General features: G+C 68.1%; 21 protein-coding genes. 9 read left to right on the plus strand and 12 right to left on the minus strand.

Annotated features, from left to right (window positions below):
• Positions 1-367: 367 nt before the first annotated feature.
• Positions 368-490, plus strand: a complete 123-nt coding sequence (locus FDZ84_RS40200; protein WP_256413591.1) for a hypothetical protein — start codon at positions 368-370, stop codon at positions 488-490.
• Between the two features lie 131 nt (positions 491-621).
• Here FDZ84_RS40200 and FDZ84_RS31005 read toward each other — a convergent pair whose 3' ends face one another.
• Both FDZ84_RS31005 and FDZ84_RS31010 read right to left on the minus strand, forming a co-directional pair.
• Positions 622-1,044 carry a hypothetical protein gene (locus tag FDZ84_RS31005; protein ID WP_168588765.1) on the minus strand — a complete coding sequence of 141 codons (423 nt, stop codon included), beginning with the start codon at positions 1,042-1,044 and terminating at the stop codon, positions 622-624.
• Entirely contained in the window at positions 1,041-2,960 is a 1,920-nt protein-coding gene (locus FDZ84_RS31010; protein WP_168588766.1) for an integrase, read from the minus strand. The genes FDZ84_RS31005 and FDZ84_RS31010 overlap by 4 nt, the downstream gene beginning before the upstream one ends.
• A gap of 419 nt (positions 2,961-3,379) precedes the next feature.
• Between FDZ84_RS31010 and FDZ84_RS31015 the strand changes: the two genes are divergently transcribed.
• Positions 3,380-3,949 carry a DUF6431 domain-containing protein gene (locus tag FDZ84_RS31015; protein ID WP_168587152.1) on the plus strand — a complete coding sequence of 190 codons (570 nt, stop codon included), beginning with the start codon at positions 3,380-3,382 and terminating at the stop codon, positions 3,947-3,949.
• 37 nt (positions 3,950-3,986) lie between these two features.
• Positions 3,987-4,175: a hypothetical protein gene (locus tag FDZ84_RS31020; RefSeq protein WP_168588767.1), complete on the plus strand. Its 189-nt coding sequence runs from the start codon at positions 3,987-3,989 to the stop codon at positions 4,173-4,175.
• Here the strand turns inward: FDZ84_RS31020 and FDZ84_RS41165 are convergent.
• The 6 genes from FDZ84_RS41165 to FDZ84_RS31045 all read right to left on the minus strand — a co-directional run bounded on the left by FDZ84_RS41165 (position 4,165) and on the right by FDZ84_RS31045 (position 10,171).
• Positions 4,165-4,650 carry a DUF6262 family protein gene (locus FDZ84_RS41165; RefSeq protein WP_371812929.1) on the minus strand — a complete coding sequence of 162 codons (486 nt, stop codon included), beginning with the start codon at positions 4,648-4,650 and terminating at the stop codon, positions 4,165-4,167. The genes FDZ84_RS31020 and FDZ84_RS41165 overlap by 11 nt on opposite strands.
• A 38-nt stretch (positions 4,651-4,688) precedes the next feature.
• Positions 4,689-6,980, minus strand: coding sequence for a site-specific integrase (locus FDZ84_RS31025; RefSeq protein WP_168588768.1), 2,292 nt, complete (start codon positions 6,978-6,980; stop codon positions 4,689-4,691).
• Positions 6,981-7,024: 44 nt separating this feature from the next.
• The gene (locus tag FDZ84_RS31030; RefSeq protein ID WP_246868556.1) at positions 7,025-8,209 is read right to left on the minus strand and encodes a site-specific integrase; all 1,185 of its coding nucleotides are present in this window, start codon (positions 8,207-8,209) and stop codon (positions 7,025-7,027) included.
• Positions 8,210-8,354: 145 nt separating this feature from the next.
• Positions 8,355-8,492, minus strand: a complete 138-nt coding sequence (locus FDZ84_RS31035) for a hypothetical protein (protein WP_168588769.1) — start codon at positions 8,490-8,492, stop codon at positions 8,355-8,357.
• 147 nt (positions 8,493-8,639) lie between these two features.
• Positions 8,640-9,080 (minus strand): hypothetical protein, encoded by a 441-nt coding sequence (locus FDZ84_RS31040; protein ID WP_168588770.1) that lies wholly within the window; start codon positions 9,078-9,080, stop codon positions 8,640-8,642.
• Positions 9,077-10,171 (minus strand): hypothetical protein, encoded by a 1,095-nt coding sequence (locus FDZ84_RS31045; RefSeq protein ID WP_168588771.1) that lies wholly within the window; start codon positions 10,169-10,171, stop codon positions 9,077-9,079. The genes FDZ84_RS31040 and FDZ84_RS31045 overlap by 4 nt, the downstream gene beginning before the upstream one ends.
• A 30-nt stretch (positions 10,172-10,201) precedes the next feature.
• Between FDZ84_RS31045 and FDZ84_RS31050 the strand changes: the two genes are divergently transcribed.
• The 4 genes from FDZ84_RS31050 to FDZ84_RS31065 all read left to right on the plus strand — a co-directional run bounded on the left by FDZ84_RS31050 (position 10,202) and on the right by FDZ84_RS31065 (position 13,009).
• Positions 10,202-10,606 (plus strand): recombinase family protein, encoded by a 405-nt coding sequence (locus FDZ84_RS31050; protein ID WP_246868557.1) that lies wholly within the window; start codon positions 10,202-10,204, stop codon positions 10,604-10,606.
• Positions 10,603-10,920, plus strand: coding sequence for a hypothetical protein (locus tag FDZ84_RS31055; RefSeq protein ID WP_168588773.1), 318 nt, complete (start codon positions 10,603-10,605; stop codon positions 10,918-10,920). The genes FDZ84_RS31050 and FDZ84_RS31055 overlap by 4 nt, the downstream gene beginning before the upstream one ends.
• 199 nt (positions 10,921-11,119) lie before the next feature.
• The gene (locus tag FDZ84_RS31060; protein ID WP_132485213.1) at positions 11,120-12,403 is read left to right on the plus strand and encodes an oxygenase MpaB family protein; all 1,284 of its coding nucleotides are present in this window, start codon (positions 11,120-11,122) and stop codon (positions 12,401-12,403) included.
• 246 nt (positions 12,404-12,649) lie between these two features.
• The gene (locus FDZ84_RS31065) at positions 12,650-13,009 is read left to right on the plus strand and encodes a hypothetical protein (RefSeq protein WP_168588774.1); all 360 of its coding nucleotides are present in this window, start codon (positions 12,650-12,652) and stop codon (positions 13,007-13,009) included.
• Positions 13,010-13,067: 58 nt separating this feature from the next.
• Here the strand turns inward: FDZ84_RS31065 and FDZ84_RS31070 are convergent, their stop codons facing one another.
• Positions 13,068-16,187, minus strand: coding sequence for a Tn3 family transposase (locus FDZ84_RS31070; protein WP_168588775.1), 3,120 nt, complete (start codon positions 16,185-16,187; stop codon positions 13,068-13,070).
• Between the two features lie 44 nt (positions 16,188-16,231).
• On the opposite strand from FDZ84_RS31070, the gene FDZ84_RS31075 reads away from it, so the two are divergent.
• Positions 16,232-17,008 (plus strand): hypothetical protein, encoded by a 777-nt coding sequence (locus tag FDZ84_RS31075; RefSeq protein WP_210435230.1) that lies wholly within the window; start codon positions 16,232-16,234, stop codon positions 17,006-17,008.
• A 233-nt stretch (positions 17,009-17,241) separates the two neighbouring features.
• Here the strand turns inward: FDZ84_RS31075 and FDZ84_RS31080 are convergent, their stop codons facing one another.
• The 3 genes from FDZ84_RS31080 to mug all read right to left on the minus strand — a co-directional run bounded on the left by FDZ84_RS31080 (position 17,242) and on the right by mug (position 19,530).
• Positions 17,242-17,817 (minus strand): hypothetical protein, encoded by a 576-nt coding sequence (locus FDZ84_RS31080; RefSeq protein WP_168588776.1) that lies wholly within the window; start codon positions 17,815-17,817, stop codon positions 17,242-17,244.
• A gap of 411 nt (positions 17,818-18,228) precedes the next feature.
• Positions 18,229-18,699 carry a hypothetical protein gene (locus tag FDZ84_RS31085; protein ID WP_246868558.1) on the minus strand — a complete coding sequence of 157 codons (471 nt, stop codon included), beginning with the start codon at positions 18,697-18,699 and terminating at the stop codon, positions 18,229-18,231.
• Between the two features lie 243 nt (positions 18,700-18,942).
• Positions 18,943-19,530 carry a G/U mismatch-specific DNA glycosylase gene (gene mug, locus FDZ84_RS31090; protein WP_168588777.1) on the minus strand — a complete coding sequence of 196 codons (588 nt, stop codon included), beginning with the start codon at positions 19,528-19,530 and terminating at the stop codon, positions 18,943-18,945.
• 362 nt (positions 19,531-19,892) lie between these two features.
• On the opposite strand from mug, the gene FDZ84_RS31095 reads away from it, so the two are divergent.
• Positions 19,893-20,936, plus strand: a complete 1,044-nt coding sequence (locus FDZ84_RS31095) for a tyrosine-type recombinase/integrase (protein WP_168588778.1) — start codon at positions 19,893-19,895, stop codon at positions 20,934-20,936.
• The last annotated feature ends 20 nt before the right edge of the window (positions 20,937-20,956 follow it).

The raw sequence follows: 20,956 nt of genomic DNA on the forward strand, positions 1-20,956 counted from the left end.
AAATCCGCCCGATTTTCGGCGACCACTCGTGTGCTGCGGATCACAAATTAATCTTCGAGGCGGTGCGCCCGCAGCTCGCCGACCAGCAACTTCAGGGCTAGCGCCAGTTTTCGTTCCGATGTTCCATCTGCCGCCAATTGCATCAGATGCGAATTCGCGACAGTTTGCGATGCTCGCCGCAGTCGACTGCGATTGGGCATCTGACCAGCGTCCGGGCCTGCGGTGATGACGACTTTACGGCCTTGCTCGGTGGTGATCCACCGCTTCCATGATCACTCCTTTGGCTGGTTGTCCTGCGGTTTTCTAGGTGACTCGCATCGGATGCGGTTTTATCGCGTCCTATGCGAGTGACGGAGGGTGGTGGCCGGTGAGGCCGATCGGTGTGGTGCCGGGTGCGGCGAGTCTGCATCTGGTGGACGGGGTGTCGCTGCTGCGGCCGGAGGAGCAGGTTTTCTCGGCGATGCTGTTCCCTGTCAAGTCAGCGTGTTGAGATCTTGAAGCCATGCTCCCCGCCCAACCTGCGGCAGCCGCCATGGTCGGCCCTCGGCGCATGGCCGAGACTGAAATGGAGGCACAAGTCCGAGTCGTCGGAGGTGTGCCCGCAGCAGGCTGCAAGCGCGATCAATCCTCGACGTGGCGCGACCGCCGTCCCCGAATCGGGATGACCTCGGCGCTGGGGTTCGCCAGGGCTTCGCGCAGCTCCTGGTTCTCCAGGGTGAGTTGATTCACCGCCCGGACAAGGGCGGGGACGTCGGCCCGAAGCTGGGCGAGTTCGGCGTTCTTGTTCGCGATCGTCTTCTTCAGTGCGGTGATGGTGGCCCGCAGTCGGCTCTCGACCTCCGAGGGCGCCCCGCGCTCGGCTACCCGCGTGTAGAACTCGGCTTTCAGGTCGGTGTGGCGTTGCGTGAGTGCGTTTCGGGGGACCTCGGCTTCCTGGGCCAGGGCGACGATCGTGAGCGCGCCGTTGGAGTGTTCAGCGGTCCCGGACAGGATGCGGTCCATCGCGGCGCGGATCCGGACTCGCTCGTCGGGCGTGGGGTTCATCCGGCGTCCTCGGTCAGGGTGATGCGGGTGCGGTCGTGGGCGTCGGCGTAGCCCCGAAGCTTGTCGGCGTTGCCGCGCAGCCGCTCGCCCAGCGGACCGGGAACCCGGGCGGCCCGGGTGTCCATGGCAGTAGCGCGCTCGCGGAGCTGAATGGCGTGCTGGTCGGTGCGCACGATATTGCCGCAGCCCGGGACGCAGTGATCCAGACTGGGCGTGTCCTTGACCCCGTCGCGGTGGCAGAGTGCGGTGGAACGCTTGTAGTGGCAGAGAAGTAGCGCGTGCGGGTTGTCGTAGATCATGGCGTCTTCGTTCGCAATCAGCCGCCGTGCAGTGGTGGCGGTGATGACCGTGCCGGCGAAGCGGGGTGCGGTCGCGGCGGCCTTGATCGCCCGGTGGGCGGCCGGACCAGACATGCCTCCACCGGCTTCCAGGTCGTCGTGGAGATCGGCGACGGTGTCAGCGACCGCGCGAGCGGTCTCGATGTCGATCAGGTCCTGGATCCCGCCCCGACTGCGAGCCGCGTAACTACCAGCCACGGCCGTTCGAAGATGTCCATACTGAATGGCCAGCGCGACAAGGCCGTTCGGCCGACGAGCGACGTGCCACGCGAGACTGCGCCGGAACCGGGCGGTCCCGATCGCGCCGTTCGGATCGGGTGCGATGGCCTCGCCGAGCAGCTCGTGAGTAGCTGCTTGGGCGTTGGCCCAAGCAATGAATGCTTCGATCCGGCCTCCGAGTGTGGCCGTCTTGAGCGACCCTGTGCCTGGCCGCGACATGGTGTCGTGAACGTCATGGTCGAACAGGAGCGCTCCCTCAGGAACCATGCGCTCCAGCACACGAATGGCGTTGACGACAGGACGAATCGCGACCCACGGCACGTCGCGTTCCACTCCGGACGACTTGTGGTTGCCGTACTCGTCAACGGCGGTCTTGAACACACTGCTGCGGATCAAGTGCCGACCAACCTTGCCGTCGGCATCAGGCATCGGGTCAGGGCAGCACCCGGACCGCATGCCCAGGATCTCACCCGGGCGGGCGCCTGTGAGGTAGGCACAGACAACGAACGAGGCTGTCGTGAGGTGCCGCATCAGCGTCGGGGCCTCGTTGAAGTCAATCATCGACCGCCACCGCTTTCCGGCGATCCGGCCGCTCACCGCAACATTGAGCGGACAAGGCCCAGGCCGCTGCGCCACCGCGGCTACCAACCCCTCGCGGACGCTGAACCTCTCGATCTGGTTGGCAGAGGCTCCCGTGATGCCACCGATGTAGCGGCGAGCCAGTCCAATCTTGTTCTTGTAGACGGTGGCCGGAAGCGGCGCCTGGGCCGCAACGAGAGGACCAAGGTAGGCACGGAGTGCGGCGGCACCAGCCTCGGTGGCGGTGCTGGTGCGGGCTATGTCCGTGAGGCGTTGCCGTTCGGTCCAGGCGGCGAGGATGTCCTCCGCCAGGTCGTCGACCACGCGCATCGCCCAGACCAGCAGCGGCCCCATGGTCTCCTCAGCCAGCGGTTCGGTCTCGTTCTCCCCACCGAGCGTGGTCGCGGCGGGGAGATAGTCATCGACACCCGCCTCTTCCCATGGTGGTCGGCCGATCCCATTCGGACGGGCACTGAGCTGGTCGAACGCCCACAGTCGTGTCAGCATGCCTAGGATCTTGTAGACCTGTTGTCGCCCGACCCCTGAGTCTCGGCACCGTTCGCCGTAGTCATGCAGGACGTCCGTGTCACAATCGGCGAGACGGTAGATGCCCCGCCCCTCCAGCCATGTGGCCAGCTTGAACCACTCCGAGATGGCCTGGTCGATCGCTCCCAGACTGATGCGGGCCCGAAGTCTGGTGCCGTAGTTCTTCAGATAGGTGGGCCGCAACTGGCCGTTGATCAGGTTCCAGGACGCCAGCCGAATCTCCTCCTGAAACACTGCGGGACACCGGCGCCAGTAGATCGTCCTCTTGCAGACACTTGGGTTCTCGGTCAGCGAGGCGAGGGGCCAGGCGGGGTCGGCGTAGCGAGCGGTGCCAAGCCAAGATCCGCAGGTCAGCGAGGGGACTGTTCCGTTGTTGTCAGGCGTTCTGGATAACGACGTGGAGCCCTGTCGGCGGCATTGACGGTGAGCACGCCCAAGAGCTTCGTCCCCGGCGGCAGAATGAACACCACGCGCGCCCGCCCAGCACAGGGCTGACCGCTCCTGATCCCTCATGTTCATCGTGACGGCAGCACATCGCCCGGCCGTCCGTCGACTGTGGACGATCCAGGACCACGATCAGCAACGCGAACTGGCCCCTGGACCGCCACAAGCGTGATAGGCATGCTGGACCACTGTGCGAGGAGCCCGCCGCCGTGATCATCGTGCTGGACGTCGAGCAGGCCGAGGTCGACCTGCACGCCGGTGCGCTGCGCTGTCCACACTGCTCGGCGGTGCTACGACCGTGGTCCTCCGCGTCGGCCCGACAGATCCGGCAGCTCGACGGTTCGCACCGCCTGGTGCGACCGCGCCGGGCACGCTGTTCGGGTTGCCGGGCCACCCAGGTGCTCATGCCGGCCTGGTGCCTGCCCCGGCGGGCGGACGCGGCCGAGGTCATCGGCGCGGCGCTGGTCGCGAAGGCGCGTGGGCAGGGTTACCGCTCGATCGCGCGTGAGCTGGGCCGCCCGGTCTCCACCGTGCGGCACTGGCTGCGCGGCGTCCGGGGCGATCAGGTGGAGTGGCTGCGGCGTCAAGGTGTGCAGCGGACGTTCGAGCTGGACCAGGACCTGCTGGTGGACCTCACGGTGCAGGCCACGGCGTTGGGCGACGCGCTGTGCGCGTTGGCTGCGGCCGTGCTGGCCTGGCGGCGCCGTTTCGCCCGACCTGTCCAGGCGTGGACGCTGATCGGGGTTTTCACCGCTGGCCGCCTGCTTTCTCCACCATGATCAACACGGACATGTCGTGGCATCAGTGTGTCCGCAGTTGGTCACCGGCACGGAGGGCGAGGTCCGACAGGATGAGCATGACGGCGTCACCGTGAGCACGAACGGTGCCCTGTTCGTGATCATCTACAGCGCCGCCGCCATGTTCATTTTGAATGCCGGGCATTCTCTGGGGTTTGGCGCCGTGGTGGAGGTTGAGTCCTCCGCGTTTGCGCTGCTCAGAGGCTGATGCGGTGGAAGTTATCGGTGCAACAGGTGTGGCGCAAGTGGCTGGTGGGGGTTTTCAGCTGTTGGTGTTTGGGGCGTTGATGCGGGCCATCAGCTCGCGGTTGGCGGCGCGGGCGGCGGTGAGGTCCTGGTCGCGTTCCTCGAGCTGGAGGCGCAGATCGGTGACCTGCTGTTCTAAGTGGACGATCCGCTGGTTGAGCTGGTCGATGTCGTCGGGGGCGCCGAGCCCGGACTCGCGCCAGGCTTGCTCGCCGAGGAGCGCGGACAGCCGGGTCTGCGGTGTTCGGTGGCTGGGCGTCGGCAGCGTGGAGTTGTTCGAGCAGGTCGCGGTGGCGGTAGAGAAAGCTGCGGTCGACCCCGCTGGCGCGCGCGATTGCGCTGACGGTGATCTGATCGCCGTTGGCGACCGCGGTGTGGAGGGCTGTGAGGACGCGCTGGCGGCGTCGGCCGGAGTCCGCTCGTCGTCCTTCGACCATCGCCCTGGCCGTGTCTCGACGATCTGTGTGGTTGGTGGTCACGCGGTGCGCTCCGGGCGGAGGTCGGGCAGGGCTTGGCGGATGCGGGGCATGCCCAGCATCACGGCGCGGTGGCGGCGCACTACCGTGACTGCCTGCTCGAGGTGTTCGCGTTCGGTGGCGGTGAGCTCGTCGAGCCCGGTGGTGATCCGTGCGATGAGCCGCCGGATCCGGCCGATCTCGTCGTCGGAGGGCATGGCCTCGGCGCGCGCCCAGTCGTCGATGTCGCTGGCAGCGAGCACGCGTTCCCGGTTGCGCAGCAGGTCGTCGAGGTATGCCTGCAGGTCCGGCAGGTAGGAGACGTCGGTGCGGAAGTGGTCGCAGCCGGCGCAGCGGAACCGGAACGGGCAGGACTGGCCGCCGGCTTTGACGTTGGAGGGCTCGGCGCAGATCCCGAACGGGACGGCGACCTCCCCGATCGCGCGGCGAGCGCGTTCGGAGTCCAGCAGTTGCTGCGCCTGCCGCCAGATCCGGTTGCCGTGCCGGTCGAACTGCATCGTGGCGACCCGGTCGACGGCCTCGCGGCGGCGCGCGCCGCCGACACGGTAGTAGCCTTTCGTCGTGTTGAGGCTGACATGGTTGAGCAAAGACCCCAGCACATCGATCGGGACACCGGCGTCGGCGTGCCGCTGAGCATACGAATGACGGTAGGCATAGGGCACGATCCGGGCTTTGTCGTACTCGGTGCCATCGGTCCGCAGCAGTGACGGAAGGCTGTCGATCCAGGCGCGGTGCCGGGCACCCAACTGGTTTTCGGTGATCGCGCGCCGGCCGTGTGGGTTGGCATAGGCAGCGGGCAGCAGCTTCAGTTCCGCCAGCATGGTATCGGGGAACCGGGTGCGGACATGGTCTTTCTGCTCGCTGATCAAGTCCGCGGTCGCTTGCGCGATCGGCAGCCGCCGACCGAGCCGGGCGTTCTTGTGGTTGTCGTAGACCAGCACGGGTAGCCGGTCCTCGTCGTATTCCAGACAGTCCCACGGCAACGCGCAAATCTCGTCCGGTCGCCGGCCGGTGTCCATGATCAGTTCCACTGCGACGCGGATTTCCCGGCAGGAAATGGAATGCTCCAGTGCCGGCAGGTGATCACAGAGCTGCCGCAGGATCTCCGCGGGGAGGTCCCGGTTCGGCTCGGGATCCTCGGGCTTTTGCGGAATATCGCTGGTGACGAGGGCGAAATCATCACCCAGACCAGCGGCCGGGCCGCCGGCGCGGGTCAACCCGAGCGCCCGAAATCGCACCAGCAGCTGCCTGACCTCGCGGCATCGGCGCGTGCGGGCGTCAGTGGACAGTTGCCCTTCAGCGGCGAGGAAAGCCATCCGTTGCAGGAAGGCGTCGATATCGCCGCGTCCCAGCACCGCCGGGTCGTTGCCGTGATCGGTGCGTGTGGCCCGCAGGCTCTCGGACAAGCTGGCCAGGCTGGTCAGGTAGTGATGCGCCGGCCCGGCAGCGTTCTTGCCGCGGCGTCTCGGCAAATCGTCGGCTGCCCACCGCTTGGCCGCCTCGCGCAACCATGCCTGGCTGATCTGGGTGAAGGTCAGACGCCCAGGCAACCCGAACACGGCCAGGTCCCACACATCCTTGACTCGTTCGGTCTCGGGAGTGCGGAAAGCGCGTTGAACATGGCGCACAAAGCAGCGCAGCACCTTGTGCTGATCACCGCGACCATTAAGGTCGCTGCCTGCGAGGGAGACCGGTTGTTCACGCCGCAACTCCCACGCGATCTGACGTAGTCTGGCGGTGCCGGTGAGCGCGCCGTCGCGGGTCCGCTGCTGCAGTCCATAAAGGACCTCCGCGACCAGGAGGGCCGGAATGCCGTGCAGGCTGACCTGGCCGGCCCCCTCGATGGCCGGTTCGATCCGGCGCCACCGTCGCTCATCGAAGCCCGGATCGGTGCGGCGCTGATCTCGCCACCGCTCGTCGTGAGCCCGGCAGTAGCGCCGGTTCCTGCGAGCACGGCCACATGCCTCCACCTGGCACAACCGGCCCGGCTGCAGCGGGACAACACCCTCCACCGCGCCCCCGCCCTGGTGATCCTCCGGGCTGGCCATGCTGGTCCGGCACATGCCGCACGTCCGATCGTGGCCATAGACCTGATTGCCGCACCCTTGCGTCTGACACATCCGCCAGCCCAGCTGAGAATGCTCCGACGGCAGCGACAACACCCGCGTCACCGGATCCCACCCGGCCTCGGCCAGGAAAGCCGGATCGATCACGGCAGCCAACCGAGCCACCGTGGGCTCGACGTCGCACCCCGCACCGAGCACATGCGCCGCGTCTGCGGGAACAGCCACGGCTATGCTCGACGGCGGCACCGACCTCACCGTCGTAACCGCGTTCACCGCAGGGCTCCCGGCTGCACACGCGGGCTGGGCACACGCTCGACGGCCTCCCGCAGCCGACCCGGGTCGGGATGCAGGTACACCTGCGACGAGGACACCGCGGCATGCCCCAACAGCTCGGCGATCTCGTCCAGGCGGCCGCCGGCGTCGGCGACATTGCTCCCGAACGCGTGCCGGAGTTGGTGCGGCCGGACCGGCTGGTCCAGCCCGGCCCGCCGTGAGCAGGCGGCCATCAACTCGTTGATCGCGTCCGGGCGCATCGGCGCGCCGAGCGGCTCACGGAACAGGTTGACAAACACGAGATCATTGTCTGCGGCTTGCGGGACCTTCATCCGCTCGAACTCGTAGACGTCAAACGCCTGCACAGCAAGGAAATCCAGCGGCACCACCCGCTCGCGGCGGGACTTGGCCCACGCCCCGTTCGGGTTCTCGCGGCGCACCACATGCAGATGCGCCCGGGCCACCTTGCACCCCAACAGCCGCGAATCCGGCAGCAGATGCACATCGCTGCGGCGCAACCCGCACACCTCACCACGGCGCAACCCTGCCCGAGCCATCAGCAGCACGATCAGCCAGTCCCGCGCCGACCGGCAGGCCCGTAGCAGCGCGACGATCTCCTCGTCGCTGGCCCGGTCCACCACCGTTTCCGGCTCACGCAACCGATGCCGCGCCCGCATCCGCCACGTCATGCGGTCGTCCTCACCGCGGGCGGCCTCGGGCAGGTCCCGGTCATCAGCCACCTCATACAACAGCGGCACCAGCCCCGCCGGGGCCAGCCCCACGGTCACGGAATGCGTCACGAAACCGCGCACCGCACACAACACCGCATTCACCCGCCGCGCGCCACGCACCGGCTCCCGCCCCGGCCCGACTAGCACCTCGCCACCCGGGACGGCATCAACCCCGCTGGCCCGCGCGCCAGCGTGTTGCAGCCAGGTGATGAACAGTCCCAGATGCTCCACCCCGGCATGCCAGTGCCGCCCGGTCCGGGCACACCAGCGCAGGAACAACGCGATCCCGCCGGCATACGACTTCGTGGTCAGCTCCGAGCCATCACGGCCAAACCGAACATGCCGCAAGAACACGTCCGCCTCGCCAACCACGACCAGGTCCTCATCCAGCACCGTCCAGTACCGCGCGCCGGACGGCAGCCTCACCAGGAACGCCCGCACTCTCCCCACTCCGATCTCGTGACAGGAATCGTGAACGATTACCAGCCACGAGCACCGCACCCCAGGAGAACCACCACACAACCACCACAATCACCCGAATCGGGCGACACCACACAACAGGCCGGCCACCCCAAGAGAACGGGCAACAGTTCCGTCATCCGAGCCGGTCCACCTCGATCAGATCGCGCTCACTGAACCCCTCGTCCTTGGCGGTCGTCCACCAGGCCGCTGCGAGGTCGTCGCGGTGCTGGCGCCGGTAGAACGCGGCGAGATTCACCACGGCATCGCCCATCCCGTGCCCCGAGCACACACCCGATCAACGACGCGCAGGCCCGCGCCTCGCCGAGGCGCGGGCCTGCGCGTCGTGAAATCAGGGCCTGCTCGGGGCCTCAGCAGAGTGCGCGTTCTGAACTGGTAGAGGCCTCCGGGCCGCCATGTCTCATCGCTCCTCCATGTGCTTTCTGTCGGCTCTGGCCCACAGCTGCAGTTGAGGCCAGGACAAGCGCAGCGGTCCCTTGGTGGTGGACAGGGCGGCCCAGAGCTGGCTGACGGGAGTGCCGTCGGTGTCGCGTTCACGGGCCAGGCCGGCGACGCGGGCGGGGTTGCTGTCGTTACCGAGCGCGGTTCGCAACAGCGCCTGGTAGGTGGTGCCGGGTGTGCCGCCGCCGTAGCCGTAGGCAAAGGCGTCGCGGTCGCTGCGGGCCGGGAGCGGGACGGGGTCGACCTGCATCCGGCCGTCGTCGGTGGGGGTGAGGGCGAGCAGGGTTGTGGTGGTGCCGCCGTCGTGGTCGCCGGCGAGGACGGTCTTGTCGGTCCAGGTATCGGTGACCTGCAGGGAAGCGGGCCATTCCGCCAGGCTCCACTCGTCGCCGAAGCTCATGCCCACGACCAGCACATAGCGGCCGTGAGGATCGCGGTAGGCCCGCAGGACCTGGTCGGGTGTGTAGTCTCGAGGAGTCGGCGGACCCGGCGCAGCCGCAGGGTGGCGTCGAGGTCGGTGACCGGGGTCAAGGTCTTGCTCCAGGCGTCGACCACGGGCCCGTTCCAGGGAGCGTGGTAGCGCAGGAATCCGTCGTCGGCGACGGGCACGTAGTCGTGGCTCAGATCGCGGATGGTGCCGGCCTCTTTGGCTGCGCGCCGCAGCTGCCATTCCAGCAGGCCGATCGCCTCGGCGTAGACCTCCCCGCGCGGGTCGTCGATGTCGAGTTCACCCTCCACGGCGCGCAGCTCGGTCAGCTCGGCGGCGACCAGGTCCAGGTCGGTGACGAGGCGGGTCGCGGCGAGTTGTTGTTCCAGTTCGATCGGCGGGGCCGGGCGGGCCGGGCGGCACACCAGGTACCAGCCGGGCCCGGTGTCCGGGGTGTGTTCGTGGGCGGACCGGATCGCGGTCAGGCCCTCGGCGGCCTCCACCGCCAATGCGGCGAACGCGCACGGGTAGTCCCCGGGCATGCCGACCTCGATGGCGCGGGTCAGCCGGTCCTGCGCGGCCGGCCACTCGGTGACGGTGTCGGTCGTGGTGAACGTGCGGTCATAGGCCAGGGACCGCTCGGCGTTGTCGGTGGTGGTGGTGTCGTTGAGCCACAACGGGACCGGGCGGCCCACCACCCTGGCGAGTTCGTCCAGGTCCATGGACGTGGCCCAGTGCGCGTTCGGTACCGCGGGGCCGGTCAGCTCGGGCGGCATGGTGCGAGAGAACCACCGGCGCATCCCGCCGAACACCCCGCCACTGCTGTCCGGTTCGCTGGTGCCGTCTGCCCGGGGCGTGAGCTGGTACACCCAGGCCAGCGGGGCGTGGTCGTGCTCAGGGAAGAACCGCAGGTTCTCCTCGATCGGGATGACGACCACCGCATCGGCCCACCAGCGCGGCTCGATCAGCTCCGCGGCATAGACGGCGAGCCCGTCCTTGTGCACCCCGCCGGAACCCTCCATCGGCTGCAGGTAGATCAAGTCGCCGACCGCCCCGGCCTGCAAGCCGCGCTCGACTACATGCGCCCCGGCGACATGCTCACCGTCCAGGAAGCCGACCGGCTCGGCCGCAACCTTCTGGAAGGCCTCATCGTGCTCAACGACCTGTTCGAGCAAGGCGTGGCCGTGAAGATCCTGGAAGGCATCGCCGCAGGCGAGCACACCGAGCGCAGCCTGATCCTCGACCTTGCGCTCGCCCTGGCCGAGGATCGCCGCCGCGACATCGCCCGCAAAACCCGCAACGGTCTCGAATCCGCCGCCCGACACGGACGCAAGGGCGGACGCCCCCGCGTCGTCGACGACGACAAGCGACGCGCGATCCTCGCCCGCCGCGCCGAGGGCCAATCCCTGCGCCAGATCGCCCGAGGCGTCGGCGTCAGCCTCGCCGTGGTGCACGGCGAGGTGAAAGCCGCCGAGGCCGACGTCCAGCAGCAGCCTTGAGACGGCCGTGGCTACTGGTCAGGGACCGTAGGTGCGGCGTCCCGGAGGACGGCCCGCAGTCTGGCGGCGGCCTCGCGCCGTTCGTCGCTGGTCGCACCCACCAACTCGTCGACGACATCGCGGCAGTGCCAGGCGATGTCGCCAACCACGCCGAGCACGTAATCGCGGTCAAGGACACCCAGCTCGGTGCCTTCCCTGCCGGCTCGCTCGGCGAGGCGGACCACCTGATCCATGAGCCACCGGGCGTGCTGGGGCAGTGTCAGGGCATCGGCTACGGCAACCACGACCGTGAGGATCAGCGTTTCCGCATCTAGGATGAGTGATTCCGTGAAGTCGGTGTTAGTGGTCGTAGGCGATCAGTGCCCATGTCCACCCCGCAGGGTGGTTTGGACGCGTGGCCCTGTGAGCGGGCCTGCGAGCTTCCTCGTGTTCTCGGATCCTCCTGACTGGAACGCCCGCCCGCGGTTGCCGTCGGGCGGGCAAGTCGCGTTGACGGCAGGGCGGAGGACTGTCATGGAAATCAGTGGGACGACGCTGGACGAGCTGGCACGGATCGGTGATCCCAAAGCGGAGCAGGTGGTCTCGGAACTGGTCGAGAAGGGGCAACTGGAGGAGGTCAACCGCGTCCTGAGCCAGTGGCACTCCTACGACCAGGACATCCCGGTTGGACTGCCGCGCGGCCTGCACGACTTCCTCCAGGAAGCCAGGGTGGCTCCGGAGTGGGCCGACCAGGAGCGGCTGACCCGGGTGCACGAGTTCTTCGAGGATGACGGCATCCACATCGGCACCGTCCTGGCACTCGGCTCGATGGCGATGGCCTACGCGGTCCCGCTCGGCGCGAAGATGATGAGCCTCACCCATCGCCTGCGCTACCCCGAGCGCCGGATGGCGAACACCGCCCAGTTCGTCTTCGACCTGATGCAGCCGGACCCGTTCGGCCCGAACAGCCGGTTCGTGGTCAGCGCGGTAAAGGTCCGGCTCATCCACGCGACCGTCCGACACCACCTCCGCGCCACCGGGAGCTGGGACGAGGACCGGCACGGTGTTCCCGCTTCCCAGGAGCACCTGCTGATCGTGTGGCTGGCACTGTCCGTGCAGGTGCTGGACTTCCTGGAGCGGCTTCGGATCAGGGTTACCGCGCAGGAGGCCGAGGATTACATGCACACCTGGCGTGTCGCGGGCACCTTCCTCGGCATCCCGGCCGCCGCGATGCCGTCGACCGCGAGCGAGGCGCGCCAGTTGTTCGCCACCGCGCTGGCGCGCAGTGCGGGACCGTCGGAAGAAGGCGCGGAACTCACCGGGCACCTGATCGACCTCTACTCCGGGGTGCTGCCGGGGAAGGTCTTCGACGGTGTCGTCCCCGCGCTGCTGCGCAGGCTGATCGGCAAGGACGTGGCCAACTTGCTCAAGGTTCCGCACTCGCCGCTGTGGCAGGTCGTCGTCCGAGTCTACGTGGCCGTGCTCGGGGGACTGGAGCGGATCGAAGACCGTTCCCGGCTGGGCAAGTGGTGGCTCGACAGGCTCGGCAAGGCCCAGTACGCGCTGGAACTGCGCATCCTGACCAGGGGCAAGAGCAAGCCGCTCGCACTGCCTACCCAGCTCGCCGGCTACAACGAAGAGATCACCGTGCCGACGCCGCGTAGCGCGGAGAAGCTTGAGCACGCGGGTGATGTGGAGATCGTGCCGCTCCTGGCCGTCGACAGGCAGATGGCGCAGGGCGCAGAAGCGCGCCAGGCCGAGGCGGCGGGCGTGCCCCAGGAGAGCCACCAATCCCAGTTCCCACCGCCGCGTGGGTGACCGCAATCTCTCGAGAAATCACGGCCCGAACCGCACAACGGCTGCTGGCCCTCGCTGCCACCATCTGGGCACAACTGGGCCGGAACCGCCCCGGCCGAACGCTCCCTGATCGCCTGCGAGCACTGAAGACCAAGGAATCAACCGAACTCGCGACAGTTGAATACGGGACTCCGCCAGTCCCGTCCGCCCCGGGTAGGACAGGGATGAGCGTCTCCCTGCCCGTACCCAGGCATGGCTTGCCCAGTCATGATCGTTCAGGATGGCATGGTGACATGGGAGTCGAATCGTTCCCGCGACCTGGAAGTAGTGGTGGGAACCGCGCTGAACACACTCGGCGCGCCGGCGGGATGCCAGCCGCTGACGTGGGAGATCGCGGCCGAGATCGGCACTAGCGGAGGGTTCAGCGGAGCGGCACACAACTATTCGGAGACCGAGATACCGCGCGTCCTGCGGACATGGGCAGACCTGCTAGGGCTCACGCCGGTCATACCACCGTCCACCGGCGGCGGCACCGTGGAGTACAGCGGCCTCGTCGAAAACGCCCTGTTCCTTCAGGTGTGGGGCGTCATTGACACGGCATTCTTCGACATCGCAGGCGAGCTCTGAGGCCCTGGTCAGCCATATCCGTCCGCTCTTTCGGCGCCAGTCGGCAACCCCGATCGGGTCAGAAGTCGATGTCGCTCTCCTCCACACTGGCCGGGTCGCGCAGCCCGCGCAGGCCCTGCGCGGGCTGCGAGGCGATGATCGCGTACCGCCCCAGGACGTTGACATGCTTGTCCTTCAACGGGGACAACCGGGCCTTGTCCGCGTCGTCGATGACGTGACCCTTGGCCTCCAGTTGGGTCACTGCGGCGTCCAGGTACCGGCTCGTCCAGAGCACCACCGCGTTGAGCACCAGGCCGAGCGCGGCCAACTGGTCCTCCTGCCCGTCGCGGTACGCCTGCATGATGGTGCCGCGTTTGCCGTGGCAGATCGCCCGCGCCAGCCGGTGTCGCGACTCCTGCACCGTCAGCTGCCGGTTCATCCGCCGCCGGTAGGAGTCGTCGACCGGGTCGCACAGCGCCAACAGGTGCATCGTCTTGTCGATGCGCCCGTACTCGGCGAACGCCTGCCCCAGCGGGGACATGCGGCCCTCCCTGCCGAACACGCGCAGAAGGTCGTACGCGCGGACCTGGTTGGTGATCAGCGACCCGGCCACCCGCAGCATGTCCGGCCAGTGCGTGATCACCTTCTCCAGGTTGATCCTGTTGCGGGCGATCGCGTTCAAGGGGCCGTAGTCGCCCGGCTTCTCACCGGGCATCTCCACTCGCCAGAACCGCTGGTCAGACAGGTCCCGCAGGCGCGGGGAGAACCGGTAGCCCAGCATCTTGAACAGCCCGAACACCATGTCCGAATACGAGGCGTGGTCGGTCGCGACCATCTCCGGCTTCACCCCGCCGTCAAGGTTGAGCAAGGTGTCCAGGATGAACAAGCTGTCGCGCGGGGTGCCCGGCACCACCATCGCCCCGATCCCCGAGACCTGGTCGTTGACCGCGTTGAGCCAAGTGATGCCCCGTTTGAAGCCGTAGTACTTCGGGGACGGCGCGGCGTTGATCGTCCGCGCTGGGACAACGAACCGCACTCCGTCCACCGACGCCAGGTGCCCGTCACCCCAGCAGCGCGCCAGGGATATCCGCGACTGGGCCTCGATCAGCAGCGCGTTGGCCGCCGCGATGGTGTCCCCGCGCAGGTAGTTCTGGTCCACGTGCGACAGGCGGGTGCGGGTCAGCTCGACGCGGTTCGGGTTGATCACCGGAGTGAGCCCGATATTGCACGCCTCCGCCACCAACAGCGCCACCAGCGAGACCGGCAGCCCGGCCATCCGGGAAGCGCCCTCGGAGACGTGGGTGAAGGCGTCGAGGAATCCAGTCCAGGAATGCACCTCGAACAGCAGGTCCGGCAGGTCGATCTGCGGCAGCATCGCCGCAGTCGTCTTCTTCAGCCAGGTCAGCGACTCCGGCTCATCCACGGCGCCGAGCTTGTCCACGCTCAACCGCGCCCGGCCGCCCTCGGACGGGACAACGACCTCGACCTTGGCCTCCGGCCCGGCCTCGGCCATCCGGTCGGCCATCTGCCGCCACGCCGCGTCCAGGCCCCGCGTGAACTCGGCCAAGTGCTCCTCGACCGGCATATCCAGGCTCAACCCAGCCAGCACATCCGGGCGCACCGCCTCCCAACGAGACCCGTCCAGCAACCGGGCCCGCGGATCGGCCCATCGGTTGGAGGGAGTGGCGTAGACGTCGCGACGCAACAGCGCCCGATGCAGCTGTTCCAGCACGCACACCACGTAGGCGTCCCGGTCCACCGCACCCGCCGGCAACGCGGGGTTGGCGAACACCACCGGCTTCCACGCACGCGGCACCAAATCGACGTTGATGTCCTTCACCGGCGGCGACTTCGAGGCACCCTTGCGGCGGGCCAGCTGCGGCAGCGTCCGCACCGCGGCCAGGATCTGACGCCCACCCTGCGCGGCGGCCAGCGCCGGCGAGTCGCCCAGCAGCGCCAGAAACGGACGCACGGTGTTGTACCGAGTGGTCAGGGCCTTGCGCAGCGCGATCTCGGCCGACCCGTCGTCCTCGGGTACCAGCTTGTCCACCATCTCCATCGCCGCAGAGATCTTGTCGCGCGGCGCGATCTCACCCAGCACCTGCCACACCAGCGGTGGGTCCAGCGCCACCTGGTCCCGGTCGGCGTCCTCCAACAGCCTGACCAGCACCTGCGACACCTTGGTCAGGGTCCGCGACACCCGCTCCAACTGCGGCAGGTTCGCCAACCGCTCCTTGTCGGTCGCGCGCTTGGCCGGCGATAACAACCGGGTGGACATGAGCAGCGCGAACAGGTCCAGCGCGTCATCGATCGCGGCAGCTTCCAGGTTGCGCATCACCGCCGTCAACAGCGCCGTTCGCCGGGGCTCCGGGGCCCGTTCAAGGGCGGCGGCCTTGCTGGCCATGCCGTAGCGGGCCAGCGTTGCCAGCCGGTTCACTGGAACCCGAGACAGGTTTACCCGGCCCAACCCGAAGCCGGAAATCTCGTTGACCCGGTCCCACGCCTTCGCCATCGCGGTCCCCGTCGACCGGGTCGGTGGACGCCGCAACCGCTCCAGCTCCGAGCGCCGCGCGCCCTCGGGCACCGGCAACAACGCCAGCAGTGCCGGTGGCAACGCCGGGTCCGCCCGGTGAGCGGCCCGCGCCACCGAGGAGTGCAGCCGGTTCTCCGCGGCAGTGCGAGCGCCGGAGACCTGCCGGGCCAGGACACTCACCCCCGGCAGCAGCACCCGGTGCCGACGCAGCCAGGCGACCGCGTGGTTGAACAGCGCCACCGGCCCCTCAGCGTGCGTCCACGCGCGGCCGTACAGGAACGTGCGGAACTTTCGGCCCCAGTCCCGGTCCTCATACGAGTGGTAGCCGAACGCCTGCTCGATCTCCCAGGCGTGCTCGTAGGCGGTCTTCTCCCGCTCGGTGTAGCGCTTCACGCACGACGGATCGCTGATGCCGAGCTGGTCGGCGAGGTACTCGACCACCGGCCACGGCACGGCAAGAGGGTCCTGGAGGAACAGCCCGATGTGGCGGACCGTGCAGACCTGGAGGGCGAACCCCAGGCGCGAATGATCACCCCGGCGTTTGCCGATCAGCCGTCGGTCCTCGTCGTCGAGGAAGAAGAACCGCTCCAGCTCCGGACGAGTCGGTACCTGGGTGAACGTCCCGTAGGACTCGGCCTGCTCATCGGTTAAGAACTCAACGGGCACGAGCGGCAACCGTAGACGATCACCGCTGATCTGCGGATCTTGGCTTGGCGCCAACGGCTGTACCGCTGCTACTCAACCCCGTTCTCGCCTGGCTCGCCACCCGCCAAACAACTCTCGCCGACTGCCGACAGGCCGATATCGACACCTGGCATGCCGGGCACAACGAGCACGGCCGCAACGCCGTCCGCCGTTTCTTGTTGTGGTGCACGGAAAACAAGCTCACCCGGAAATTCGTGCTGCCATCAGCGAAAACCAGACAGGCCGCCCCGCTCACCCGCTCCAGACGGATCGAGCTGCTGCGCCAAGTCCTCACCGACGCCGACGCGCCACTGCGCAGCAGGATCGCCGCAGGCCTCGTGCTGCTCTACGCCCAGCCGGTCAGCCGCATCGTCCGGCTCACCGTCGACGACATCATCCAGGACGACGACCAGGTCCTCATCAGCCTCGGCGACCCGCCGTCACCGGTCCCTCCGCCCTTCGCCGCGCTGCTGCTGGACTACGCGGCCCACCGCGCGAACATGCACACCGCGACGAACCCCGCCGCCACCTGGCTATTCCCCGGCCGCCGCGCCAACCAGCCACTACGCCCCGAATACCTCGCACGGCTCGTTCACCAACTCGGGATTCCTGCCGCCGCCAGCCGCGGAGCCGCAATCCGCCAGCACCTCCAGAACATGCCAGCCCCGATCGTCGCCGACGCCCTCGGCTACCACCCCGTCACCACAACCAGGCTCGCCACCCAGGCCGGCACCACCTGGAGCCAATACGCCCCTGGCGATCACTCACCGCTACATCCACGGGGAACTCGCGAAGTTGAATAGGCGACCTCGCCAGTCTCAAGCCCCGTCTAGGGCCTCGACGGCGCCGAAGCCGTCCTGAAACTCCGTACCGTCACCGCCAACGGTCATCTCGACGCCTATGGAAAGATCATGTCGCTCGGGAACGTCAACGCCTCTATCCAGCCAGTGACCAGGAAGGACACGTACTCACTGCATGACGACGGCGGCCATGGAACCGTCCTGCCTCCCGCTCCCGGTGCTGCCCCATCGGGCGATCAGGAAAAGGTGTTGGAGGCCTGATGGAAGTCCAGGCGGGACAGTCCCGCGGTGGCGCAGTCGGCGTTGGTGGTAACGACGCCCTCGACGATGGTGACGGTGTCGCCCTGCAGGGTGCCGCGGGTGATGGTGGCGCTGCCGCCCAGGGTCTGGGGCTTGGCGGGGTCGGTCTGGAGGGTGATCTCGTCGTCGCTGGTGGTGCCGTCGGACCAGGTAAGGCTTCCGGTGCCGGTGAGGGTGAACAGCAGGTTGCAGATGCCGCCACCATCGACGACGCCGCTCACCGTGGCGGTGCCGTTCACCGCCTCGTCGTACCAGTCCAGCTCGGGGTGGCTGCCGTTGGGCGAGTGACATGGCGTGGGGTTGTTGGTGGAGACATGGGCGGTGACGGTCGAGGTGACACCGGACTGCAGCGGCGGCTGGAACACCACATAGCCATTGGAGTCCGGGCAGAACAGGTCACCGAGGGCGGCCTGGGCGGGGGCCGGGCTCACCACGACGGCCGTGGCCGCCAGAGCCAAGACGGCCGTCAGGCCAGCACCACGGTGACGGGAACGGCTGTGGATGGATGTCATGCGGGCCTCCCTGCCCTCGCGGATGCGGCGCCACCGCTGCGATCAAGAAATTTGTCAGCACCGGCGTGGTGTTGTCAATGGGCCCGCCGCTTGCCCTCGATCAGCTCCCGGTCCGCGTCGTCTAGGAAGAAGAACCGCTCCAACGTCGCTGACGCACTCGGCTACCACCCCGTCACCACAACCAGGCTCGTCACCCAGGCCGGCACCACCTGGAGCCAATACGCCCCTGGCGATCACTCACCGCTACATCCACGGGGAACTCGCGACAGTTGAATACGCGACCTCACCAGTCTCAACCCCCGACCTGACCTGACGGCCGGGAACACGGCCCACGAAACAACAGTGGCCTTGGCACCAGCGCAGGATGCAGGTCTGCGCCAGTGCCAAGGCCACCGCTTTCTCGCTCCGCTACTACCGCCTCTTCTTAGGCGGATCCTTGCGCAGCAGATCAGGACCGATGATACGACGCACCACCCGGCGAACCAGGCTGCGCTTCTTCACCGGCGCAGCCGGAGCCTGCGCGACCGGCTTGGTCCGCTCGGTCGGCGCCGCGACCGAAGCCGACGCCTGTGGCTGTGGCTGTGGCTGTGGACCCGTCATACCCGCGGCCGCAGCCGACGGGTCGGCGTTGAACCGCTTGGCGAACTGGGGCTGCTCATCGCGAATCGCGGGAATGTAGGGCTGGGTGACCTCCACCCGCGACGGGGCGTTGGCCATCGGTGGTGGTGGCACCGCCGGGCGGGCCGGGACGAACACCTCATCCAGGGGCAGCTGGCCCACGATGCGGGTAGTCGGCGGTCCCGGGTCCAGTCGCGATTGCTGGTCTTCCGACGCGACCACGGGCTGGAACCACGGTCGAGCAAGGTCGTCTTGAATAGTCATCCGTATCGACTCTGCGGGGGACAAACGGCCAATGTCGCCAGATCAGGGGATTCCTTCACCGGCGGATCAGACCCTACCGGTAACGGACAGATAAAGCACACCCCGTGTTCCCTAGCTCTCGTCCCGCGATCACACCCAGTACCAACGCGGCCATTCGGCGTAATCAAGATCCGCCCAGTTGCCGGAAAACCCAGTCCTGCCAGCATCGTTTGCGACAACGTCCCGCCGGCGGCCCGATCCGGGTCAGCCGCCGCTACCGCCAAGCCCCTGCTGCGGCGCCTCGTCGCCCATCGCGACCTGCCGCAACTGGCGGAACTCCGCAGCCAGGGTGCCCGTCGTCCAATGCGCGTTGAGCCCGCTGGGATTCGGCAACACCCACACTCCGGCCCTCTCGATCCGGCGGTCCTGCCGGCCCACCGTCGCCCGCCGCTCGCCGAAAGCCACCCGGTAAGCGGTGATTCCTACCACTGCCACCCATTCCGGCCGAAACCGCCGCACCTTCTCCACCAACGCCATCCCGCCGGCCCGCAACTCCTCGTCCGAGAGCTCCGCCGCCCGCGCGCTGGCCCGCGCCACGAAATTGGTGATGCCCAACCCGAAACCAGGCAACTCCGCCTGCTCGTCCGGCCGCAGCAGTCGCGGGGTGAACCCAGCGGCGTGCAAAGCCGGCCAGAACCGGTTGCCCGGCCGCGCGAAGTGGAAACCCGTGGCACCCGACCACAGACCAGGATTGATCCCGCAGAACAGCACCCGCAAACCGGGGGAGAGGACGTCTGGAATCCTCGCCCCTTCCGCCGCGGCCAGCTCCCGCGCGCTCGGCCGGTTCCCCACCAACTCCCACCTCCGGTCCCCGCAAACCACACAGGACTTTAACCCGGAGGCCACTACACCCCGGACCGCGATCCGACCACCTCGGTCAGCCCCGGCCGAGGTGGTCGCCCCACAAGACCGCCGCCCCGTTGACGAGCGGGCCACCGGGGGGCACGGGGGAGCGGTCGACGTGGGTGTTCCCGAGCAGTAGCGCCGCGCCATTGCGCCCCCGCAAGCCCCAATTCGGCGCCTCCGCGCTCCCGCCATCAATTACGTGACATGAATTCAATAACGTTACAAACTAAACGAAACAAAAATTCGGCGAGGAGAACGGCCGGAGAGTCACCGCGCATAATCGCGCTTATGTGCGGTAAGGTTGGCGCATGGAGATCATCTCGGGGTCTGGTGGCGGAGTCCGGCCGGTGGGGACGCAAACGGAACTGCTGGCCGCGACCACTCGGACCGGCCATACCATCACCGCGTTGATCTCGGCCTGGCTGGGCTCGTTCGCCGACTCCGCGGACACCCGCGCCGCCTACGCACGCGATCTGCGTGAGTATCTGGCGTGGTGCACCCAGCGCGACCTCGACCCGCTGACGATGCGGCTGCCCGAGGTGCAGATGTACGCGGCCCAGCTGGCCGCCGCGACCAACCACCGCACCGGGCGCCCATTCGCAGCCTCGACCCGGGCACGCAAGCTCGCGGCGGTCTCCAGCTGGTACACCTTCCTAGTGCGAGCCGGGGCGATCGACGCCAACCCTGCTCGCGACGCCGCCCGCCCGCGCTATGACCGCCGGCATTCGACGACAGCCAGCGTGTCCGAACAACAGGCGGCGCAGATGCTGACCAGCAGCCGCAGCTATCCGCACCGCACCCTTGACCCGCAGGCAGCGGCCCTGGCCATGATGCTGCTGATCGACCTGGGCATCCGGGTCTCCGAACTGTGTAACGCCGACCTGGCCGATCTCGGGCAGCGCGACGGACTTCGAGTGCTGACCGTGCGCATGAAGGGCGGCAAGGTCCGTACCCGACCGATCCCGGCTCCGCTGGCCCCCGTGCTCGACGCCTACCTTCAGGCCCGCCCGTCCGGCGCCGACACGTCCGCACTGCTGGTCACCCGGAACGGCAGGCGCGTCAACCGCCACCAGGTCTACCGGCTCGTGCAGGCCCTGGCAGCCCAGGCCGGGGTGCCGATGCCCCAGCGGATCACCCCGCACTCGATGCGGCACGCCTTCAACACCATCGCCCGGGAAAGGGGAGCGGCCCTGGAGGACCGCCGCGACGCCCTCGGCCACTCCTCGGCCGCGATCACCCAGCTCTACGATCACGTCGCCCTGTCCCTGACCCGCGACCCGGCGCACCTCGTCGCCAGCGCAACGCACCGAACCGGGCCGGAATCACCTGATTCCCAAGAGGAATCACATTGATCACTTATGTCACGGTGACG

The sequence above is a fragment of the Saccharopolyspora sp. ASAGF58 genome (assembly GCF_012277335.1).
In the GTDB taxonomy this organism is placed as follows: Bacteria; Actinomycetota; Actinomycetes; order Mycobacteriales; family Pseudonocardiaceae; genus Saccharopolyspora; species Saccharopolyspora hattusasensis.